The organism is Paenibacillus sp. GbtcB18 (assembly GCF_019091125.1).
Lineage (GTDB): Bacteria > Bacillota > Bacilli > Paenibacillales > NBRC-103111 > Paenibacillus_F > Paenibacillus_F chitinolyticus.
The window spans coordinates 126408-146434 of the sequence record NZ_JAGXJX010000011.1 but is presented as its reverse complement, the minus strand read 5'-3'; the positions used below and the strand labels follow the sequence as shown (position 1 = coordinate 146434).

The 20027-nt window shown below is 57.1% G+C and carries 18 protein-coding genes; 7 read left to right on the top strand and 11 right to left on the bottom strand.

From position 1 onward, the window contains the following. Nucleotides 1–197: 197 nt before the first annotated feature. The 3 genes from KVT34_RS25725 to KVT34_RS25715 form a co-directional block, all read right to left on the bottom strand. Nucleotides 198–410, bottom strand: coding sequence for a helix-turn-helix domain-containing protein (locus tag KVT34_RS25725; protein WP_217562441.1), 213 nt, complete (start codon nt 408–410; stop codon nt 198–200). A 169-nt stretch (nt 411–579) separates the two neighbouring features. Beyond that, nucleotides 580–2148: a (Fe-S)-binding protein gene (locus tag KVT34_RS25720; RefSeq protein ID WP_217562439.1), complete on the bottom strand. Its 1569-nt coding sequence runs from the start codon at nt 2146–2148 to the stop codon at nt 580–582. Beyond that, a complete protein-coding gene (locus KVT34_RS25715) occupies nt 2141–3556 on the bottom strand; it encodes an FAD-linked oxidase C-terminal domain-containing protein (protein ID WP_217562437.1) in 1416 nt (471 codons plus the stop codon). The genes KVT34_RS25720 and KVT34_RS25715 overlap by 8 nt, the downstream gene beginning before the upstream one ends. Before the next feature lie 204 nt (nt 3557–3760). Between KVT34_RS25715 and KVT34_RS25710 the strand changes: the two genes are divergently transcribed. Beyond that, nucleotides 3761–4492 carry a FadR/GntR family transcriptional regulator gene (locus KVT34_RS25710; RefSeq protein ID WP_217562435.1) on the top strand — a complete coding sequence of 244 codons (732 nt, stop codon included), beginning with the start codon at nt 3761–3763 and terminating at the stop codon, nt 4490–4492. A 34-nt stretch (nt 4493–4526) separates the two neighbouring features. On the opposite strand, the gene KVT34_RS25705 is transcribed toward KVT34_RS25710, so the two are convergent. After that, nucleotides 4527–4754 (bottom strand): hypothetical protein, encoded by a 228-nt coding sequence (locus KVT34_RS25705; RefSeq protein WP_217562433.1) that lies wholly within the window; start codon nt 4752–4754, stop codon nt 4527–4529. A gap of 144 nt (nt 4755–4898) precedes the next feature. Between KVT34_RS25705 and KVT34_RS25700 the strand changes: the two genes are divergently transcribed. Continuing rightward, nucleotides 4899–5993: a tetratricopeptide repeat-containing glycosyltransferase family 2 protein gene (locus KVT34_RS25700; RefSeq protein WP_217562431.1), complete on the top strand. Its 1095-nt coding sequence runs from the start codon at nt 4899–4901 to the stop codon at nt 5991–5993. Between the two features lie 307 nt (nt 5994–6300). Here the strand turns inward: KVT34_RS25700 and KVT34_RS25695 are convergent, their stop codons facing one another. The 3 genes from KVT34_RS25695 to KVT34_RS25685 form a co-directional block, all read right to left on the bottom strand. Beyond that, entirely contained in the window at nt 6301–7749 is a 1449-nt protein-coding gene (locus tag KVT34_RS25695) for an amidase (protein ID WP_217562429.1), read from the bottom strand. Between the two features lie 189 nt (nt 7750–7938). Next, complete coding sequence (locus KVT34_RS25690) at nt 7939–9459, bottom strand: glycosyltransferase family 2 protein (protein ID WP_217562427.1); 1521 nt, start codon at nt 9457–9459, stop codon at nt 7939–7941. A gap of 102 nt (nt 9460–9561) precedes the next feature. Further along, on the bottom strand, nt 9562–9783 hold the full coding sequence (locus KVT34_RS25685; RefSeq protein ID WP_217562425.1) for a bacteriocin-type signal sequence: 222 nt from the start codon (nt 9781–9783) through the stop codon (nt 9562–9564). Between the two features lie 186 nt (nt 9784–9969). On the opposite strand from KVT34_RS25685, the gene KVT34_RS25680 reads away from it, so the two are divergent. The 4 genes from KVT34_RS25680 (at nt 9970) to chrA (ending at nt 14252) form a co-directional block, all read left to right on the top strand. Then, on the top strand, nt 9970–12156 hold the full coding sequence (locus KVT34_RS25680) for a peptidase domain-containing ABC transporter (protein WP_217562423.1): 2187 nt from the start codon (nt 9970–9972) through the stop codon (nt 12154–12156). A 443-nt stretch (nt 12157–12599) separates the two neighbouring features. Then, nucleotides 12600–13082: a chromate efflux transcriptional regulator ChrS gene (gene chrS, locus KVT34_RS25675; RefSeq protein ID WP_217562421.1), complete on the top strand. Its 483-nt coding sequence runs from the start codon at nt 12600–12602 to the stop codon at nt 13080–13082. 1 nt (nt 13083) lies between these two features. Next, nucleotides 13084–13707 carry a chromate efflux transporter ChrB gene (gene chrB / locus KVT34_RS25670; protein WP_217562419.1) on the top strand — a complete coding sequence of 208 codons (624 nt, stop codon included), beginning with the start codon at nt 13084–13086 and terminating at the stop codon, nt 13705–13707. Continuing rightward, on the top strand, nt 13707–14252 hold the full coding sequence (chrA, locus tag KVT34_RS25665; RefSeq protein ID WP_302695561.1) for a chromate efflux transporter ChrA: 546 nt from the start codon (nt 13707–13709) through the stop codon (nt 14250–14252). The genes chrB and chrA overlap by 1 nt, the downstream gene beginning before the upstream one ends. Nucleotides 14253–14493: 241 nt before the next feature. Here chrA and KVT34_RS25660 read toward each other — a convergent pair whose 3' ends face one another. From KVT34_RS25660 to rpoD, 4 genes are all read right to left on the bottom strand, one after another. Continuing rightward, entirely contained in the window at nt 14494–15285 is a 792-nt protein-coding gene (locus KVT34_RS25660) for an NAD-dependent epimerase/dehydratase family protein (RefSeq protein WP_217562415.1), read from the bottom strand. A gap of 255 nt (nt 15286–15540) precedes the next feature. Beyond that, a complete protein-coding gene (locus tag KVT34_RS25655) occupies nt 15541–16731 on the bottom strand; it encodes a DHH family phosphoesterase (RefSeq protein ID WP_217562413.1) in 1191 nt (396 codons plus the stop codon). A 199-nt stretch (nt 16732–16930) separates the two neighbouring features. Then, nucleotides 16931–17185: a hypothetical protein gene (locus tag KVT34_RS25650; RefSeq protein WP_254635141.1), complete on the bottom strand. Its 255-nt coding sequence runs from the start codon at nt 17183–17185 to the stop codon at nt 16931–16933. A gap of 19 nt (nt 17186–17204) precedes the next feature. Beyond that, nucleotides 17205–18116 (bottom strand): RNA polymerase sigma factor RpoD, encoded by a 912-nt coding sequence (rpoD, locus tag KVT34_RS25645; RefSeq protein WP_217562510.1) that lies wholly within the window; start codon nt 18114–18116, stop codon nt 17205–17207. 399 nt (nt 18117–18515) lie between these two features. On the opposite strand from rpoD, the gene KVT34_RS25640 reads away from it, so the two are divergent. Then, nucleotides 18516–20018, top strand: coding sequence for a sensor domain-containing diguanylate cyclase (locus tag KVT34_RS25640; protein WP_254635140.1), 1503 nt, complete (start codon nt 18516–18518; stop codon nt 20016–20018). Nucleotides 20019–20027: the final 9 nt, after the last annotated feature.

Below are 20027 nucleotides of genomic sequence, written 5' to 3'. Positions count from 1 at the left end.
TTAAATATTAACTTTAATGCTTTATATTTATATTCAAAAAAATTCCGTATGCCGTTTGAAATAAAGCGTTTTCAATTTTCCTGTCAATCATAAATCAGTTTTTTCGAAAGAGGGGACCTCGAAGACGACAATCAAGCTCACACAAGATTTGTATAGTTATTTCTATACAAAATAACCGGAGGAGAGCCGACATAGGCTCATCCTTCATGGAATTCATAAAGCTCCTCCATATGGCAGTCAAGAGTGAACGCGACTGTGGCGCACGCATCGAAAGACATCTTCTCCCGATCGTTGACCCAGTTGGAGATTTGATGCCTCGAATAGCCCGTCCTCCGTGCCAATTCAGCCTGTTTCATCCCGGCCCTTTGAAGCAGCAGCCTAAGTCGGCAGCTCCCGCGGGTGTATGCCAACCTTATTTCTCCCCTCAGTAATTCATGATGTTGGGTTCATTGTATCATTCACGTCATTAATAAGTAAGCGTACCGACGGCATTTCGGTAAAGATAGCCGGTAACGAATCGCTGCGGAAATAAAAGAAAAACCCTTCCGTTAAGCGAAGGGTTTCAAATTGCAAACGGCCTTATCTGTCCCCGAGCAGCCGCTCATGGAGAAAGTCGACGACATGCATGACCTTCATGCTGCCGTCCCCGTGCCGCTCGTTGCCCAGCTTCATTTGAAGCAGACAGCCGGGATTGCTCGTCAGCAGATATCTGGCTTCCGTGGCGTTGGCGTGGACCATTTTGTGATCCAATATCTGATTGGCCATTTCCGGCTGGGTCAGATTATAGATGCCCGCCGAACCGCAGCAGCGGTCGGCCTCGAACATCTCCACGTACTCGACGCCCGCCACCTGCCGCATAAGCTTACGCGGAGCGTCGGAGGAGCGCATCACATTGCGCAGATGGCAGGAATCTTGGTACGTGATGCGCACGGAAGGCGCGGGGGCCGAGGCGGCGTCGGCGCACGCGGCAGACGCCTGCGCGGACGCGTCATCGATCGCCGCAAGCTCGGCGCCGATGTCCGCGGGAGCGGCTGCCGTGCTACCGGCGGCCGCTGCCGTTGCAGAGGCTTCCGCCTGTGCCGCAGGGGCCGCCGCCTGTGCCGCGCTCGCTCCGGCGGCGCGGGCACGCGCAACGGCGGCACCCGGACCGCCTGCCGTGAGAGCCCGGCCCCGCTCGGCGAATTTCGGCACCCGGCCGAAATTGACGAGCAGGTCGCTGACGTCCTTGACGCGGGCGGCAAACCACGCCGCGTCGTCCTTCCACTGCGCGTCCTCATGCAGCAGATGGTCGTACTCCGTCAGGATGGCTCCGCAGCCGCCCGCGTTGGAGACGATATAATCCACGCCGGCTTCCCGGAACGCGCGGATATTGCCGCGGGCCAGCGAGCGTGCCCCGTCCGCCTCCCCGCTGTGCGCGTGAAGCGCACCGCAGCAGTTCTGCGTGTCGGGGATGACCACTTCGAAGCCCGCTTGGGTGAGCAGCTCGACCGTATGGACATTCGTTTCCGTGAACATAACGTCCATCAGGCAGCCGCGGAAAAGTCCCACAGTCGCCACCTTCGCCCCGACAGCCGGATGGCGGCTCCCGATCCGCTCGATTACGCCCCGCGAGGACGACTCCGGCAAAATCTGTTCCATTTCCCTCATATGGTCAGGGAAAAGCTTCATGATGCCGCTGGCCCGCGTGATTTTCTGCAGCCCCGAACGCTGATAAAATCCAAGCGCGCCGCCCAGCAGCTTCATCCGGTTCTGCTTCGGGAAGACCGCCTTAAACGCCGTCCGGCGGGCAAGCTTAACCCAGCCTCGGTGACTGTCCGTGTGATCCTCGATCGCATCGCGCGCCTGCTCGATAAGCTGCCCGTACTTCACGTCGGCGGGGCAAGCCGGCTCGCAGGCCCGGCAGCCGAGGCAGTGGTTCATCTGCTCCTCGAATGCGGCGTCCGGCGCCATAATCCCGTCCGCGACCGCCTTCATGAGCGCGATGCGGCCGCGCGGCGACTCCGCCTCGATGCCCGTTTCGCGGAACGTCGGGCAGGCCGGCAGGCAGAAGCCGCAGCGCATACAGTTCGTCAACTGGTCCTCGTCCAGGCGGAGCTTCAGCTTCTGTGCCAGCGGATTGCTCGTGGTGCATGCTGCTTTCTCAGCCACGGTCGATCACCACCCTTTTGCGTGATTCTTTGGCGAAAACTTTGCCGGGATTGAGCAGATTAAGCGGATCGAAAGCCTGCTTGATCCCTTTCATGACCTCAATGCCCGCCGCGCCTACTTTCCACTCCAGGAAAGGGGCTTTGACGAGGCCGACTCCGTGTTCCCCGGTAATCGTACCCCCGAGCCGGATCGCCGCTTCGAAAATTTCCTCGAAAGCGGCCTCGACCCGGTGAACCTCCTCCGGATCGCGGGCGTCCGTCGTTGCCGTCGGGTGAAGGTTTCCGTCGCCCGCATGGCCGAACGTGCAGATGGTAACGTCATGCTTCTTGGCGATCCGGTTAATCTCCATCACCATATCGGCGATTTTGGAGCGGGGAACGGTCGCATCCTCCAATATCGTCGTCGGACGTAGCCTTGCAAGCGCGGTAAACGCACTGCGCCTTGCCGTCAGCAGCTTCAGCGCTTCCTCTTCGTCCGCCGCCACGGCGATGCGGTCCGCGTTTTCGCCGCGGCAGATGTTCTCGATCATCGCGATATCCCGCTCCACCGTGGCGGGGTCGCCATCCTGCTCGATCAGCAGAATCGCTTCCATATCGAGAGGCAGCCCCAGCTTGGCGAAATCATCGACCACCCGGATCGTCGGGTTATCGAGAAATTCAAGCGTGGCCGGGATGATCCGGTTCTCGATAATTTTCGAAACGGTGCGAGCCGCGCCGTACAAATCTTTGTACATCGCCAGCATCGTCTTTTTCGCCTTCGGCGGCGGAATGAGCTTCAAGGTCGCCTCCGTTATAACAGCCAGCGTTCCTTCCGATCCGACAAGCAGCTTCGTAAGGTCATACCCCGCCACGTCTTTCATCAGCTTGCCGCCGGTGCGGATAATTTCCCCGTTCGGAAGCACGGCCTCCAGGCCGATAACGTAATCCTTCGTCGTCCCGTATTTCAGCCCGCGCAAACCTCCGGAGCACTCCGCAATATTGCCGCCGATCGTGGAGATCGACATGGAACTCGGGTCCGGCGGGTAAAAAAGCCCCAAAGACTCCACATGGGTAATAAACTGTTTCGTATTCAAGCCCGGCTGCACGACCGCCGTCAAATTTTCCAGATCGACCTCCAGAATGCGGTTCATCCGGTGCATCACCATCACGACCCCGCCCTGCACAGGCACGGTTCCCCCGCACAAATTCGTACCCGATCCGCGGCTGATAAGCGGTACCCGGTGTTCGCTCAGCACCTTCATAATGGCCGACACCTGCGCGGTATCTGCCGGATAAATTACGCCGTCGGGCAGCGACTGGAGCATCGGCGTCCCGTCGTAGGAATGGGTCACGAGCGACTGCGGATCGTCTTTAAACCCTTCCTCGCCCGCAATGGCGATCAATTTTTGTCTGACTTGTTCGTTCAGCAAATTCAGCACCCCTTTTATAAAATCGGTCCGCCCCTGAAACCGTCTTCATTTCCATTCGATTGCTCTTTGATAAAATCATTTAAGCATTGAACTAAATTTTGATAATAGATCAGGTCATCTGATGACTTTCTTTACAATTAAGTATACACTAAAATAAATCAACCGGAAGCCGGAAAATAAAATTTTTAACACGGGGGCTTAACAATGGATGTAAATACGAACGGACGGCCGCTTAAAAGTCATGAATGGGTGTTAAACGATCTCCGGAAGCAGCTGGAGGAAGGACGGCTCGCCGTCGGCGACCGCCTCTCTTCCGTCGTGGACCTTGCCGCGCAGTACGGCGTGGGCCGTTCCACGATCCGCGAAGCGCTGAGCGTCCTGAAGGCCATGGGCCTGCTCGATATCCGGCAGGGCGGCGGCACCTTCGTCAAGGCGCTTCCTTCCGAGCCCCCGCACCCGGGCCTGCTGCGCCCGGAATGGGTCGGCCGTGCCGAATCGCTGCGGCACATCCTCGAGGTCCGGCGGGTGCTGGAGACCGGCTGCGCCTCTCTTGCCGCCCTCAGCCGGACGGAGGATGATCTCGCCGCGCTCGCGGAGACCCTCCGCAGCATGGAGGAGCATCTCGGCGACGAAGCGCTGAGCGAGCAGGCGGATGTCCGCTTCCATGAACAGATCGCCGCCGCCACGCACAATCCCGTGCTGGCCGATCTGATGGCGTCGCTTTCGCAGAAGCTGCACGACAGCATGAAAGACACGCGGGCGCTCTGGTTTTACGCCGAGCGTTCATCGGCGGAGCGTCTGCTGCGCGAGCATCAGGCCATTTTCGACGCCATCCGTTCCCGGCAGCCCCAGGAGGCCTCGGCGCGTATGGAGCAGCATATCACCAAAGTGGAGCAGGTACTCGGGGAAAAAGGCGCCGATGTTCCGTCCCGGTAAACTTCTCCGCCGGACGACGCCCATGCGGCGCATTCTATTGAGGCATGCAGACACACGCCTGCAAGGCAAGCCCTTTGGCGGGTCGCCACGCGATTGCGGCTGAGTCAGGCTGCCGGTCCGTTTCGTCCAGTCTTTTAACTGCACGACGACCGACCTTGGCCGCAATCCACGATTTTTCGTTGGATTGTTTAGTACCGGCCGGCAGTCCGTCACGCTCCTGGCCCGAAGGCCCTAGGTTCAAGTCCCGTCCGCAGCCTGTCACGGCTCAATCCGCATCCGCGGGCTTAATTCGCATCCCGGGTTCTCTCCGCTTTGACGGCAGCGCATGGCCCGGCAGGCGGACAGCCCGTCACACCCTTCCGCAAGCTGAATAGGATGCTACAAGCAACCTTCGGGAGGGATTGTCGTGCCTACCATCAGCCTTTGCATGATCGTGAAGAACGAAGAAGATCATATCGGGCGCTGTCTTGCGTCCGTAGCGGATCTCGTGGACGAGATCGTCATCGTGGATACGGGGTCCACGGACCGGACGGTCTCCATCGTGCGGGAGTTTACGGACCGCGTCCATCATTTCCGGTGGATCGACGATTTTGCCGCCGCCCGCAATTATTCGTTCAGTCTGGCCGAAAAAGAGTACATTCTCTGGCTGGACGCGGACGACGTATTCGAGGAGCCCGACCGCATCAAGCTCGCCTCGCTCAAGAAAACCCTGGAACCTTCCGTGGACGCGGTTAATATGGTTTACAACCTCGCTTTTGACGAATTCGGCCAAGTATCCGCCAGTATCCGGCGCAACCGCCTCGTCAAGAGAAGCTGCGGCTTTCTCTGGCACGGGCCCGTGCATGAATATCTGGAAGTCCACGGAAATGTCCGGACGACGGATATCGCCGTCACCCACCGGGCTCTGCACCACGACAGCGGCCGCAATTTGCGCATTTACGAAAACCGGCTGGCCCAGGGAGAAACCTTCTCCCCGAGGGACTTGTTTTATTTCGCCAACGAATTGAAAGACCACCGGATGTACAACCGGGCCATCCATTATTACGAGGAGTTTCTCGGAACCGGGAACGGCTGGATCGAGGACAACATCTCCGCATGCGGCAGGCTGGCGGACTGTTTTCACGCGCTCGGGGACGAGAAACGGGAGCTGGACAGCGTATTCCGCTCGTTCCTCTACGCAAGCCCCCGCGCTGAATTTTGCTGCCGGCTGGGCTACGTCTTTTTACGGAAAAAGGAGTACCGCACCGCCGCGTACTGGTATGAGGCCGCTTTACAGGCGGGTAAGCATACGGATTCGTGGGCGCTGACCCATGTCGCCTGCTCGACCTGGCTCCCGCATCTGCAGCTGTGCGTCTGCTATGACCGTCTAGGCGAACACGAGCTGGCGCACCGGTACAACGAGACGGTGCTGGAGTACCGCCCCGGTGACCGCCAGGCTTTGGCCAACAAGACTTATCTCGAAGACGTGCTGGCCGGAAAACAAGAAACCCCCGCGGATTAACCCGCGGGGGTTTTGTTTGCAGCCTGAGGCAAGGGCCTGATTTGTTTGCAGAATGGACAGAAGCTTGAAGTCCCGGACAATGTTTCTGCGCGGTGTCTCTGCATATCTTCTCTGCGCCGTGTCTCTGCCCAGCGCCTATGCGTGGTGCATCTTCATGCTGTCCCTGCGTGGTGTCTCTGCTCGGTGTCACGGCGTGGCGTCTCTGCTCGGTGTCACGGCGTGGCGTCTCTGCTCGGTGTCTCTGTGTCGTGTCCCTGCCAATCGCCTCTGCCCAGCGCCTCTGCCGGCGTCGTTCCCTCCGCTGACGCTAACCCAGCACCGGCGGCTTCCTGCGCGGGCGAAGCTGCTCGAAGGCGTAAGCCAGCTTGATGAGCACGGTTTCCGCGAAGGCTCCACCCGTGAACATCACGCCGAAAGGCATCCCGCTCCGCAAGTACCCGCCCGGCACCGCGATCGACGGATAACCGGCCTTCGCCGCGATCTCGTCGCCCGCCGTGTTGGGGAACAGCAGCGCATCGAGCTGATGCTCCCGCATCGCGAAGTCGATCCCCTCCGTCCGGGACAAGCGAAGGTCGGCCAGCCGGTGAAGCAGATATTCGGGTTCGGTCAGCTTGCCCGAAGTGGCTTCCGACCGGATCAGCACCTGCTGCCCGTACTTCAGCGCTTCGTCCGCATGGGCCTCGTTAAAGGCGATCAGCTCCGCTAGCGTATGCACCGGCAGTCCGTCAGGAAGCCTGCTCAGATACGCATTGATACCCGCCTTAAACTCGTAGTAGAACACCTTCGAATGGTGACCGGACAGCTCTTCCAGCGAAGGAATCTCCACCGGATCGACGATAACCGCGCCCGCCTCCCGGATTTCTTCCAGCAGGCCTTCGAAAAGCTCCCGCTCCTCATCGGTGAGCGGGTCCAGGTGCTCGCTGCGCGGAACGCCGATCCGCGCGCCTTTCAAGCCGTCCTTGTCCAGATGGACGGTAAAGTCCGGCTCTTCCAAGCCTGCCGCGCTGCCTGTCGCCGCATCCTGCGGGTCGTACCCGCAGAGCACGCTAAGCAGCGCGGCGGCGTCCGCCACCGTCCGGGCCATCGGTCCGGCGGTGTCTTGGCTGTGCGCGAGCGGAATGATGCCGCTTCGCGAAATGCGCCCCAGCGTCGGCTTGATGCCGACGACGGAGTTGTGGATCGCCGGGCTGAGAATGGAGCCCGACGTCTCGGTTCCGACGGCAACCGTCGTGACGTCGATGGCGACGGAGGCGCCGCTTCCCGTGCTCGATCCGCCGGCGAACAGGTCCGCCCCGTACGGGTTCAGCACCTGGCCTCCGCGGGAGCTGTAGCCGGAAACCATATCATCAGCCATGAAATTGGCCCACTCCGTCATGTTCGCTTTGCCGAGGATAATCGCCCCGGCTTCTCTCAGCTTTTTGACAAGGAAGGCGTCTTCCCCGGCGTAATGATCCTTGAGCGCAAGGGAACCCGCGCTTGTATGCATGTTATCCGCCGTCTGAATGTTGTCCTTGAGCAGGACGGGAATGCCGTGGAGCGGTCCGCGTACTTGTCCGATCCGCCTCTCTGCATCTGCCGCCTCCGCCAGATGCAGAGCGTCCGGATTCAGCTCCAGGACTGAATTAATGCCGGGCCCCTGCTGATCGAACGCCGCGATCCGTTCCATATAATACCGGACCAGTTGGAACGACGTGCATTCTCCCTTTTCCATGGCATGCTGCAGCCCGGCAATGGTTGCTTCCGCAAATAAAACCATTATGCGGTTCCCCTCTCTTTTTCATCGCTAAAATAAGTTCCGTCTGTTTCCCGGTTCTCGTTACACCCCCATTATCCCAGAGGGCGGACCGTTCCTACAAGAGTACGAATGATTATAGAAAAAAAGGCCTCCGTGCCGGCAGCTTGTCCTCGGCGCAGAAACCTTGTTAATGCGGATGTTCTGTTCGTATCATCCTTCCAAAAATGCGGCTATCTCCTCCTGAAGCCCGCCCAGCCTCTCCCGGAGGTCTTGGAGGATTCTTTCGTCAGAGATCAGGGAGTAGAGATGGAACGCCCGCTTGTATTGTCCGGCCGCCATAAATATCTCCCCGATCAGACACGTGACGTGATCGCTTCTGGGGTGCAGCAGAGAATACGGATGCTCCAGCTGTTTCAACCGGTTCAGACCTGATTCGGCCCGGGTCACCAGATTCCCCGTGCCATCCGTATACTCATGCAGAAGCAGATAGTACAGCCCGTCGGTGCAATCGGGATAGATCGCATTGATTTCCTCCGCCAGGGCATTCAGCGGCTCGTTGTATTGAGGCTGTCTATCCAGAATACCGGCCAGAAGCAGCAGGCTGCGCAGATGGAAATGGTCCGGCTCCGTACGCGTTCCCCTTAGCCGGAGCCCCTCGCGGATTCCCTCCACGACTTCATGGTCGGGATATCCCGCTTCTTGCTTTTCCCGCGCCAGAAAATAGTGCCACCGGATGTTATCCGGCTCTCTGGACACCATCTGCTCTTCCAGCCGGATGTTCCGCTCGTGCTTGTTCTTCGCTTTGATCACCTTCGGCTCGTACCCGTCGTGGGACAGCGTGAAATTCGTCATAAGATGCCGCAGATCCGCGCCTCTTTCGTCCATCTCCCTCCGGAGATCCTCATGAATGACGCCGTAGTAGCGAAGCCCGTCTTCCCGGCGGTATATTCTGCGGGTCAGCGTCAATTCCGAGCCGTCATGGTTGACGATTTTGGGCGAGACGACCAGCGCTTCGGCCGGACAATCGTAGAACAGCCGCAAAAAAGCTCTAAGCTCCGCCCCGTCGCCGATCAAGGCTTCGTCCGCATCCAACTGGAAGATCCAGTCTCCGGAAGCCAGGTCATTCAGCCGGTTGCGGATTTCGGCAAAATCGTCCTGCCATTCCGCAAATTCGATCCGGACATGCGGGTAGCCGCCGCGAATTATGTCGACCGTGCCGTCCGTCGATCCCGTATCGAGAACGATGATCTCGTCAGCCAGCCCATGCACACTGTCGAGACAGCGCGCGATACACCGTTCTTCGTTGAAGACGGGAATGACGACCGATATCGACGCCCGGCCCGGCCGGAGCAGATCCTCAAGCAGCTCTGCGTATTCGCTGCCGCTCAGCGCCGCTAATTCTTCCCTCATGTGAGGCGGTTCTTCTCCGATGAGGGAGGCAAGCTCATCCGAGCATTCCCTCACCTTTTCCAGCAGGGTAATCCGCTCTTCAACCCGGCGGAGCAGGTTCTCCGCACGCCCGTCCGCGCCGGACGGTTGTGCCGGATGGACAGGCCCGGTGAGCGGGAGCGGCATCCCCGGCTCCGCTTGAGCCCGTGGCTCTTCGAAAGCTTGCTCCGGCCCCGGGTTCCGGGACTCTTCCGCGGAATGAAGCAGCTCCTTATGTAGGTTTTCAAAGAAAGGGAGATTGTATCGGTACGCGTTCAGCCAATCCCGGTCCATCGTAGTCATACGCTCACTCCTCCGCCTCTTGAATCTTTATACCGGGATTTTTACCCGGGTTAGCGATATGAAAAAACAGGGCCGGTTAACCGGCCCCGCCCCGTTTCCTGATTAGCAGTTGCTGTTCTTCGCCGGATAAGGCGAGCAGCCCTTCGCCGGTTTGCTGTTGCCTCCGGTCACATCCCCGAGTCCGCAGCCGAGGGGATTCGAGAAGAGGCCCCGTATGAAGTCAGCCGTCCAGCGCGCATGGTCTCTCCAGTCGCCGCCGTTGACGTTCATCATTTCGGTTCCATCCAGCTTGGTGAAAGAGTGGTTACTTTTGAGTGTTTTCATTGTAAGTTCTCCTTTCCGAAGTAGGTTGAATAACCTCGTCTCTATTTAACCCGGAGTTCCAAAATTTAATCGTTATTTGGATATATTATCCAATTATTTAACGGTTTTAGTTATTATAAAACATGTTATTAATCTCTCTTTAACGGGTTATGTAAAAGTAAGAACCTGCTGTAGGAAGGCGTGATTATGTTGAGGTTAAGCCGAAAACCGGTTTGTGTCCGGCAGCACGACCGGAAAGATTGCGCCCCCGCCTGCCTGGCCGCCGTGGCCCGTTATTACGGTCTGAAAATGCCGCTATCCCTAATCCGCGAAGCCTGCGGTACGGATCATACGGGGACGAACGCGTACGGCATCGTGCAGGGGGCCGGAAAGCTCGGCTTCACTGCCGAAGCGGTAAAAGGCGATGCCCCGGCTCTGTTCGCCGGGTTCGAGCTTCCGGCTATCGCGCATGTGATCGACAGGGAAGTCCAGCATTATATCGTGATCTACAAGATTACGCCCGATAAAGTCCTTGCAGCCGATCCGGCCGAAGGAATGCGGACCTACAAAACGGAAGAATTCCTGAGCCTGTGGACCGGCGTGCTTATTCTGCTGACACCCGGCGAAAGCTTCAAACCCGGCAGCCGGTTGACGGGCGCTGCGAAGCGTTTCTTCCCCCTGCTCCGCCGCAACCGGAAGCTTCTCCTGCCGATTCTTGCGGCCTCGCTTCTCGTAACGGCGATTGGCATGGCCGGCGCTTTTTATTTTCAAATACTGCTCGACACGATTATGGCCGAAAAGCTGCAAGGCACGCTCACGCTCGTTTCGGTCGGCATCATTGTCCTCTATGCGGTCCAGACCCTTCTTGACTTCGCGAGAAATCATCTGTTCCTGTATCTCGTCCAGCGGATCGACCGCAGTCTTGTGCTGGACTATTACAATCACGTCATTTCGCTCCCGATGAGCTTTTTCAGTTCGCGCAAAACGGGTGAAATCACCTCAAGGCTGACCGACGCCTCGAACGTCCGGGACGCGCTCTCCGAAGCCTCTCTTCATATCGCGGTCGATTCCCTGACGCTGCTGATAGCGGCTGCAGTCCTCTATATTCAAAACCCGCTCCTCTTCGGCCTTACGCTGCTGCTCGTCCCGGTGTATGTGCTGATTATGGCGGGCTTTCGCGGATTTTTCGACCGGTATAACCGGAAGATGATGAGAGAAAATGCCGAGCTGACTTCCTATGTGATCGAATCCATTAAAGGGATCGAGACCGTTAAAGCCTCCACGGCACAAAGAGAGGTAAAAGAAGCCGCAAGGGCGAAATACGAAGCTTTTCTGGCTACGGCGTTTAAGTACGGTCTGATGAACAACGTCCAGTCGGCGTTGAAAACGGCCCTCCAGCTTATCAGCGGAATCGTCCTACTATGGATAGGCGCCCGTCAGGTGCTGGAAGGGCAAATCACGGCCGGCCAGCTCATTACCTTTAACATGCTCCTGGCCTATTTTCTAAGCCCGCTGCAGCGGCTGATCGACCTTCAGCCCGTTCTCCAGTCGGCCTATGTCGCCGCCTCCAGGCTGGGTGAATACATGGATCTGGCGCCGGAAAAAGAACTTTCGCCGGATGAATCCCCCGTCTCCGGGAACGCCTTGGACCTGCGGGGAGATGTGCTGATCCGCAATCTCTCTTACCGCTACGGAAGCAGGCCCCTTACCTTAGACGATGTAACCCTCACGATACGCGAGGGTTCCTCGACGGCTCTGGTCGGACCGAGCGGCTCCGGCAAAACGAGTCTGCTGAAGCTGCTGATGAAATTTTTCGAAGCCGAGCAGGGAAGCATCGAGATTGGCGGACACGATCTGCGCGAAATCCCCGCCGGTATCCTTCGCAGCCGGATCGCGTATGTGCCGCAGGAAACGTTTTTCTACCACGGCACGGTTTACGACAACTTGTGTCTGGGACTCGATCCCAAGCCTTCCCTGGAAGAAGTCGCGGAAGTCTGCAAGCAGGCGCAGATTCACGACTTCATCGCCTCGCTTCCCCAGCATTACGAGACGGTGCTGGAAGAGAACGGCTCCAACCTGTCGGGAGGGCAGCGCCAGAGACTTTCGATAGCGAGGGCGCTCATGAAGAAGCCCCACCTGCTTCTGATGGACGAAGCGACCAGCAGCCTGGACGCCGTCACCGAGAAAGCCGTTTCCTCGCTGGCGGCCGGCCTCGGCATCACGACAGTGATGATCTCTCACCGGCTGAGCGGAGTGCGGCACTGCGATAGGATCTGCGTCATGGACAAAGGCCGTATCGTCGAGACCGGCAGCCATGACGAGCTTATGCGGCGGGGCGGCGCTTACAGCGCTCTGTGGAACAGCCAGTTTGCGGAAGCGCAGGCCGCTTTGTAAAGGGCGGCGCGGGAGACCCGGTTTTGCTGCCGGGTCTTTTCGGCCTGCTCTTTCATGCGGCGGCCTCTTTCCGGTCAAACTAACCGGACGGTGACTTGTTCCTCTCCTTCCTCCGCAATCTCGCGACTCGTACACCGGTTCCGGCAAGAGAGCTAAGGGGAAGCTCCCGGTCCGCTCCGGAATGGCCGCAGTATGGCTCTCGGGCCCGGAACAACCTCCCTGGTTTTCCCGGGCCCGAGAGCCCCGAAACCGAAACTTCCAGACCCGGCAGCTCCGTCGTGCCGGAAAATAAACCTGTTTATTTTCATGCGGACACCGCGATTTTTCATAAAAAAAGTTTGAAAACGAAATCAAATGCGTATATATTCTTACATAACGAAACTTTTATAATCATTCATCATTCAATATGTCGAATAAACGAAAAGAAGGGAGACGATCCGAAAATGAACACCCAAGATCCGCCGGAAACCAAATCCGCGGGAATCGACGAAACCGACCGCAAAATTATCCGGGCCTTGAACGCCAACGGCCGCATCTCCTATACCGACCTGGCCAAAGATATCGGGTTATCGCGCGTTGCCGTCCAAGGACGGATACAAGCTCTGATGGAAACGGGAGTAATCGAAAGATTTACCGCGGTCATCAATCCCGAGAAAATCGGGATCGGGGTCTCCGCTTTTTTTAACGTGGAGGTAGAGCCCCAGTTTCTGTACCAAGTGGCCGACGAGCTGGCGGAAGAGCCTTCGGTGACGAGTCTCTATCATATGACGGGTCCGAGTAAGCTGCATATGCACGGGCTTTTTACGAACCACCATGAGATGGAGCTGTTCCTGAAGGAAAAGCTGTACCCGCTGCCTGGCATTACGAGTGTGGACTGCCAAGTGCTGATTACCCGGTTCAAAAGCCGCATGGGAATGAGGTTGTAAGATGGAACAAGCTTCCCGCGTGCGAAAGCCCTACTACGAACTGACCACGGCCATGGTCAAAACCGGCATTCTCGGCTACGGCGGAGGGCCGTCCGTCATTCCGCTGATCCGCTACGAGGCCGTCAATCATTACGGCTGGATGGAGGACGAAGAATTCGGCGAAATACTGGCCCTCGCCAACGCCCTCCCGGGTCCGATCGCGACGAAGATCGCCGCCTACCTCGGCTACCGGCAGAAAGGCACTTCCGGCGCTATCGTCGCCGTTGTCGCGCATATTCTGCCTTCGTCGCTGGCGATGATCGCGCTGCTTTCCGTGGTTGGCTACTTGAGCAGCTCCGCCGTCGTGCAGGGGATGATCGCCGCCGTCATCCCGGTCGTGGCCGTGATGATCGGCCTGATGGCCTACGAGTTCGCCGAACGGGCCGTCAAAGGGCTCGGCAAGCCGGCGGGCTTCGGATTTTTCGCGCTGTCGCTGCTGATGCTCGAAATTATTCAAATCCACGCGGCGATTGTGATCATCGTTTTCCTGGCCTACGGGGCGTTTCATTTTAAGGCCATCCGCTGGCTGCGCGGCAGGCTGGGCAAACGCGGGACACCGGATGACGGAAAAGAGGACGGCTCATGATGGAGGACTGGCTGAACCTGCTGATCGGTTTTTTCGTCTCCAACGTCCTCGGTTACGGAGGAGGCCCCTCCTCCATTCCCCTTGTGTATCAGGAGGTTGTCACGCATTATCACTGGGCGGACGACCGCCAGTTCTCCAACATCCTGGCGCTGGGCAACACGCTGCCCGGGCCGATCGCGACGAAGATCGCCGCATACGTGGGCTACGACGTCGCCGGCTGGTTCGGGCTGACCGTCGCCATAGCCGCGACGGTCGTTCCTTCGGCGATCGCGCTGATCGTGCTTCTGAAGCTGCTTCAGAAGCACCGGCAGTCCTCCGTCGTGAAAGGCATGACGCTGCTCGTCCAGCCGGTCATCGCCGTCATGATGGTCGTGCTGACCTGGCAGATGGCCGAGGGCTCCGTCCAATCCATCGGTATCTGGCAGTCGCTCGGCATTGCCGCCGTCGCCTATTGGGCCATGCAGAGGCGCAAAATCCATCCGGCGTTCGTAATCATTGCCGCGTTCATTTACGGCGGCGTGGCGATCGGATATTTCGGGATCTGAGGGAGCCGGAAGACCCATTGTGGTTGACCACCGTCATGTGATGCCGAGCACCGCGCGCCGGGAGCTTCGCACGGTGCGGAAAACTCCACCGCCATCGGCGCCGGCATGCTCAAACCGCGTAACCCCCGGTATTCCCTATACCGGGGGTTACGTTTATGCCTGCATGACTGGCGGGCCGAGAGCCGGGTCCGGCTGCGGATACAGCTAAAGTTACACGCGGCTTGTAACTTCGGCCCTCTTCCTAGGAAGGCTTCTTATCCACGAAGCTTCCTCCCTGGAAAGGAGTTTCATCCTCCTTGATGGTCTCGCGCCGCTGCCTGGCTTCCTCCATCAGCACGGCGGAATCGTCCTGCGGAGCGTAGCCGATCAGTTCTTTTAAATAGCCGATATCGTAATAATTGCCTGTGTTCGCCGACGTTCCGTAGAGAACGAGGTACTTCATCGACGCATCCGCTTCTATACAGCGCTCGGCAAGCTGCACCATGTCCCGGGACGAGATCCAGATGTGAGCCGAACGCTCGGAATGAGGGCGGTCATCGCCGGGAAAATTGCCGATCCGCATATTGAAGGACGAAATGCCGTACTTATCCGCATATAAGCGTCCGAGCAGCTCGATATAACATTTGCTGAGTCCGTAAAAACTGTCCGGCCGGTAAGGATCCGTAACCTCCACATCCTCCCCGACCTTGTAAAACCCCGTCGCATGATTGGAGCTGGCAAAGATGACCCGCTTCACTCCGTTCTTGCGTGCGGCTTCATAGAGCCGGTAAGCGCCCGTCACGTTGACCGGCAGCACTTTCCCCAGGAAATCCTCGTCGTCCTCGGCCCAGGCGATGTGCAGAATCGTATCCGCGCCTTTCGTCAGTTCCTCCAGCCGGTCCGCATCCGTCACATCCAACCGTACGATCCCGGCCTCTTCATCGGCTTCCAGATCGGCCCCCGTGATGTCGTAACGGTCCAGGCTCCCCAGCCCGTCCAGCAGCGTGCTGCCGATTTTTCCGGACGCTCCCGTGATGAGAATTTTTCTTCTCACTGCCCTCTCCCCTTCCGAAAAAAATTTACGGGGCGGCTCCCCCGGCAGAAAGCGCCATTCACGGAAGTTTTCCCGCCCGTTATGTGTACAACTTACCCCTGCTGCCCGCACGATAATCCCCTTAAGGCCGTTAACTTTTAACTTGTGCCGGTGTTTCGGGACGTGAATGGTTTACGGCATCAACGCTTTTTTCCGTACAAAAAAAGACATACCCGTCGAGGTATGCCTTCTTTCTATCGTGCCCTGCCGCAAGGCTCAAGTTTCTTTTCTGAAATGCTTCATCAGAAATTTCACGAACGCGTCATCGCGGACCAGCCACGCGGCATAGTGCCGTTTAATAAAACGCTCGGCTTCCTCGTACGTTTCGTACGAAGCGTCGACTTCTTCGCCGTTAATCTCCATCTTCCACTTTCCGTCAAAGGGATAAAGGAAAAACCGCGTGTCGCTGCGGCCTTCATACAGCGTTCCGAAGCTGCTGTTTTTCACGTTGTAATAGTTACGGAAAGCGTCCGTGCGGATCGGCTCGACGGAGAACGGCTTGGCCACATAAGCCGGATACACCTCGTCGGTCAGCGAGCAGCCCGAAGCCTTCGCATGACCGCCGCCGCCGTAGCGACCCGCCACCTGGGAAACATCCACGTGATCGTGGATGGTCCGGAAGCTGACGCGTTTGCCGCCCATATTCAGAATCGCGATGTAGTCCAGATGCGGGTATTCCTTGCCCAGCTCGTTGCCCAGCTCGGAATGATACGATTCCGCGTGGACGATGCCTACGCAGTAATCGTGAATGAAGGTCTGGACGATTTCCCGGCGTTTTCTCCGGATATAGCGCTCGATTTTACTCTCTTCCATATCCAGAATTTTTTCTTCGAAATCATCAAAAGCGAACGGTTCGCTTCCCAGAAGGCGGGGCACCATTTTCTCCTCGAATTCGTCAATGGACACGAGGTAGAACAAATCGTTCAGCCGCTTGGCCTGCGCGTTGCCGTTCGCCTCCCATTCCCAAGTGTCGTACTGGCGGACCAGCTCGACGAATTCATCCAGCGCCGGAGTCGCTTTCAAAAACCCGTTCCGGAGCAGATGCTCGTAAAACAGAGACGTCGCGGAAGCGAGCCTGCCGTCGGGATATGCCACGGTAACCGCCGCCCATGGATACGCATTGAAGTGCAGCGCCGTCTTATGGTGGTCGATCATGTTGATTTTGCCGCCGGATTGCGCGTATTCGTTCAGCTCCTGCTCGTTCTGCTCGTTAACAGACAAGTCTGTAATGTAGAGGTACTCGTGCTTGGCCTTTCCCTGCCGGACAAGTTCCAGAAACTTCTGGACCTGGACGTTCAGTCCTTCCACGGAGTTGTACCGAACCTCCGCTTCTTCCCCGAACGCGCATTTGGCGAGAATGCCGCAGCCCACTCCGTCCAGATCGTTATGTGTATACAAATGAATCATCGGACTCCGTCTCCTTGCCGTTAATTTCCCGTCCTTCGCCAGGCGGGCTTTAATCCCTGCTAATTTTTCCACAGAACGGCCGGACTATGCAACCCTCTTTCTTTCGCTTCAACAAAAAAAGCATTTCCGCCGGGAGATACCCGCGCCTCGCGCGAGTACCTGGACCGGGAAAATGCCCTGCCGGAACGGCTTTATTCGTTCAGATGTTATTCGTTCGGTTGACCGGTTCTTTGCCGGATAAATCCCGCCATTTCACGACGAACTCGCTGTGAAACGCTTCGCCCTTGTATTCGCTGTGCTCCTCCAGAGCGTTCCCGCATTCGCAAGAAATCTGATCGGCGCCGTAATTGTCCGTGCCGAACACGATGCGCTCATCCCGGTAAGCACGCTGGCCGGGCACCACTTTATGTTCTTCTCCGCAGTTCAGACAGCGGATGACAAATCCTGCAGTCATGCTTTTCATCCCCCTGCTCTTATGATTCGTCCAGAAAATCCTTCAACCGTTTGCTGCGACTCGGATGTCTAAGCTTGCGCAGAGCCTTCGCCTCGATCTGGCGGATTCTTTCGCGGGTAACGCCGAATACCTGACCGACCTCTTCCAGCGTGCGGGTACGCCCGTCGTCGAGCCCGAAGCGCAGGCGCAGCACGTTCTCCTCCCGCTCGCTCAACGTGTCGAGCACGTCCTCCAGCTGCACCTTCAGCAGCTCGAACGCGGCGGCGTCGGCCGGAGCCATCGCGTCCTGGTCCTCGATGAAATCTCCCAGGTTCGTGTCGCTTTCTTCGCCGACAGGGGTTTCAAGCGACACCGGCTCCTGGGCGATCTTCATAATTTCGCGGACCTTCTCTACGCTGAGCTCCATCTCTTTGGCGATTTCCTCGGGAGAGGGCTCCCGTCCGAGATCCTGAAGAAGCTCGCGCGATACGCGGCTCAGCTTGTTGATCGTTTCCACCATATGAACGGGAATACGGATCGTGCGCGCCTGGTCGGCGATGGAGCGGGTGATGGCCTGACGGATCCACCAGGTCGCATAGGTGCTGAATTTATATCCTTTGGTATAGTCGAACTTCTCGACGGCCTTCATCAGTCCCATATTGCCTTCCTGGATCAGATCAAGGAAAAGCATCCCGCGGCCCGCGTATCTTCTGGCGATGCTGACGACCAGACGGAGATTCGCTTCCGCGAGAATACGCTTCGCTTCCTCGTCGCCCTGCTCGATCCGCTTGGCGATATTGACTTCCTCCTCAGCCGAAAGAAGCCCTACACGTCCGATTTCTTTCAGGTACATACGTACGGGATCATCCATACGGATGCCATGCGGCAAAGACAGGTCATCCTGCTGCCCGCCCTGCTCCGCCTCCCGGGAGTCGTCTTTCCCCGGTTTCATAAACGGATCTAGTACCGGTTGGAATTGTCCTGCTTCTGTTCCTGTGTGTTGATCTTTTGTCATATGCTCAGCCCCCTGCTTCCCGAAACCGGAATCACGTCCAGTGCATTGTCGTTCTCTTCGTCTGCACCCGCCAAAGCTCCGGGTAATGATCGCAACCGCAACTGCTATAATTATGAGTATTGACACCAAGATGAAATTATGATATATTCTAAATATCTAGCTAAAAAATAAGTACTTGTGATTTTATCACAGCTTCTCTTCAAATTCAAGCCCTTTTTCACTTTTAGTGGGAAAGGGTTTTTCTATTTTTTTCTTCTCGTAAATCCGCCGAAAAAAGAATCGGCCTTTCCGCTTTTTGTGATAAAATGATTCATATTGTATAGCAGATAAAGAAGGATGAGTACTTTGCGAGAATTGATCTTTCCCTCCAAACAGACCGGTGATTCGCTGCTGTTCGCCCAGTCCCATCACGGGCACTTGTTTCACCGGATCAAACTGGTTTCCATACTGCTGATTGCCGTCTATCCTTATTACTTCTACGCGGATTTTTTCCTTTACCTGGACGTTCCCGACGAGGCTTACAGATACGGCTCCATCGGCATACATTTGCTGAGTACGCTGCTATCGGTTCTGTTCCTCATCCTGTACCGTCTGCTCCGGAATCAGACAGCCTCTTCACGAAGAACCTGGCCGCGCCTCCTTGTAACTATCTACACGGCCCTCTATATATTTATCGGCATGCTGTCTTCGATCAACAGCCAAAGTCTGACCGGAAACGTTGACGCCTATATCATCATTCTGCTGAGTGCCGCCATAATCCTTCCCATACACCCTAAGAATTTTTTGGTTATTCTATTAATTAACCATCCGGTGTTCCTAGTCCTTCTTTCTATGGCAAACAAAGACAAATTTGATCTGCTGACCAAGCAAATCAATACGACGGGGACGGCGATCATCGCGTGCTTTATCGTCCTTACCTTGTATAACCTGAGAAAAAAAGATTTTATCAACACCCGTAAGCTTCAGGAGAACGAGATTCATTTCCGGAAGCTGTTCTCCGTCAATCCTTATCCGCTCGTGCTGTCCCGGATACGGGACAATACCGTCGTACAGTTGAATGCGGAAGCCGCGCATTTTTTTCAAATTCCGCTGGACAGCGGCACGCCTGCCGACGCCTCTTTTACGTATCCGAGCAGCACGGAGAAGGAAGAGATCATCCGAGAGCTGCTGCAAAAAGACAGCATCAAGAACCGTATCTGCCAGTTGTCCGTATCGCCTCAATCTCAGAAATGGGTCATGATCAACTATGAGCTCATTATATACGACAACGAAACGTGCGTACTCGCGGGGATTACGGATATTACGGAATTAAAAAAAGCCGAGGCCGAGCTGGCGCGCTACGCGTCCCTCGACGCCCTGACCGGTGCGCTGAACCGAGGGCACGGGATGGCGCTTCTCCAGCAGGAACTTGCCCAGTGCAGAGAGCAGGGCGGCGAGCTGGTCGTCTGCTTCGTCGACATCAACAATTTGAAGGAAGTCAACGACCGTTACGGTCACGCCGAAGGAGACTCGCTCATTAACAAAGCGTGCGAAGTGCTGCAGAGAAATCTGGAGCCGGAAGATTATCTGTTCCGCTACGGAGGAGATGAATTCGTCCTGGTGCTCCATACCCGACCGGACGCCGCCGACCTTATCTGGACCCGAATCCGCGAAGATCTGCTCGCTCTTAGCCGGGAACCGGACATTCCTTTTCCCGTTTCGGTCAGCCACGGTTTCTTCCATATAGGGTCCGGCTCGGACATGTCCGCCGCCGAAGTGATCGAAGCCGCGGATAAAGAAATGTATATCGAGAAGCACTCGTACAAAAAAAACACGTCTTCGCCTGCCGATACGCTGTAACCGTATCCG

Coding starts and splice junctions, on each gene's coding strand:
- chrA (WP_302695561.1), top strand. CDS start 13,707: ATGGAGGACTGGCTGAACCTGCTGATCGGTTTTTTCGTCTCCAACGTC.
- chrS (WP_217562421.1), top strand. CDS start 12,600: ATGAACACCCAAGATCCGCCGGAAACCAAATCCGCGGGAATCGACGAA.
- KVT34_RS25680 (WP_217562423.1), top strand. CDS start 9,970: ATGTTGAGGTTAAGCCGAAAACCGGTTTGTGTCCGGCAGCACGACCGG.
- KVT34_RS25650 (WP_254635141.1), bottom strand. CDS start 17,185: ATGACTGCAGGATTTGTCATCCGCTGTCTGAACTGCGGAGAAGAACAT.
- KVT34_RS25710 (WP_217562435.1), top strand. CDS start 3,761: ATGGATGTAAATACGAACGGACGGCCGCTTAAAAGTCATGAATGGGTG.
- KVT34_RS25690 (WP_217562427.1), bottom strand. CDS start 9,459: ATGACTACGATGGACCGGGATTGGCTGAACGCGTACCGATACAATCTC.
- chrB (WP_217562419.1), top strand. CDS start 13,084: ATGGAACAAGCTTCCCGCGTGCGAAAGCCCTACTACGAACTGACCACG.
- KVT34_RS25685 (WP_217562425.1), bottom strand. CDS start 9,783: ATGAAAACACTCAAAAGTAACCACTCTTTCACCAAGCTGGATGGAACC.
- KVT34_RS25695 (WP_217562429.1), bottom strand. CDS start 7,749: ATGGTTTTATTTGCGGAAGCAACCATTGCCGGGCTGCAGCATGCCATG.
- KVT34_RS25640 (WP_254635140.1), top strand. CDS start 18,516: ATGAGTACTTTGCGAGAATTGATCTTTCCCTCCAAACAGACCGGTGAT.
- rpoD (WP_217562510.1), bottom strand. CDS start 18,116: ATGAAACCGGGGAAAGACGACTCCCGGGAGGCGGAGCAGGGCGGGCAG.
- KVT34_RS25655 (WP_217562413.1), bottom strand. CDS start 16,731: ATGATTCATTTGTATACACATAACGATCTGGACGGAGTGGGCTGCGGC.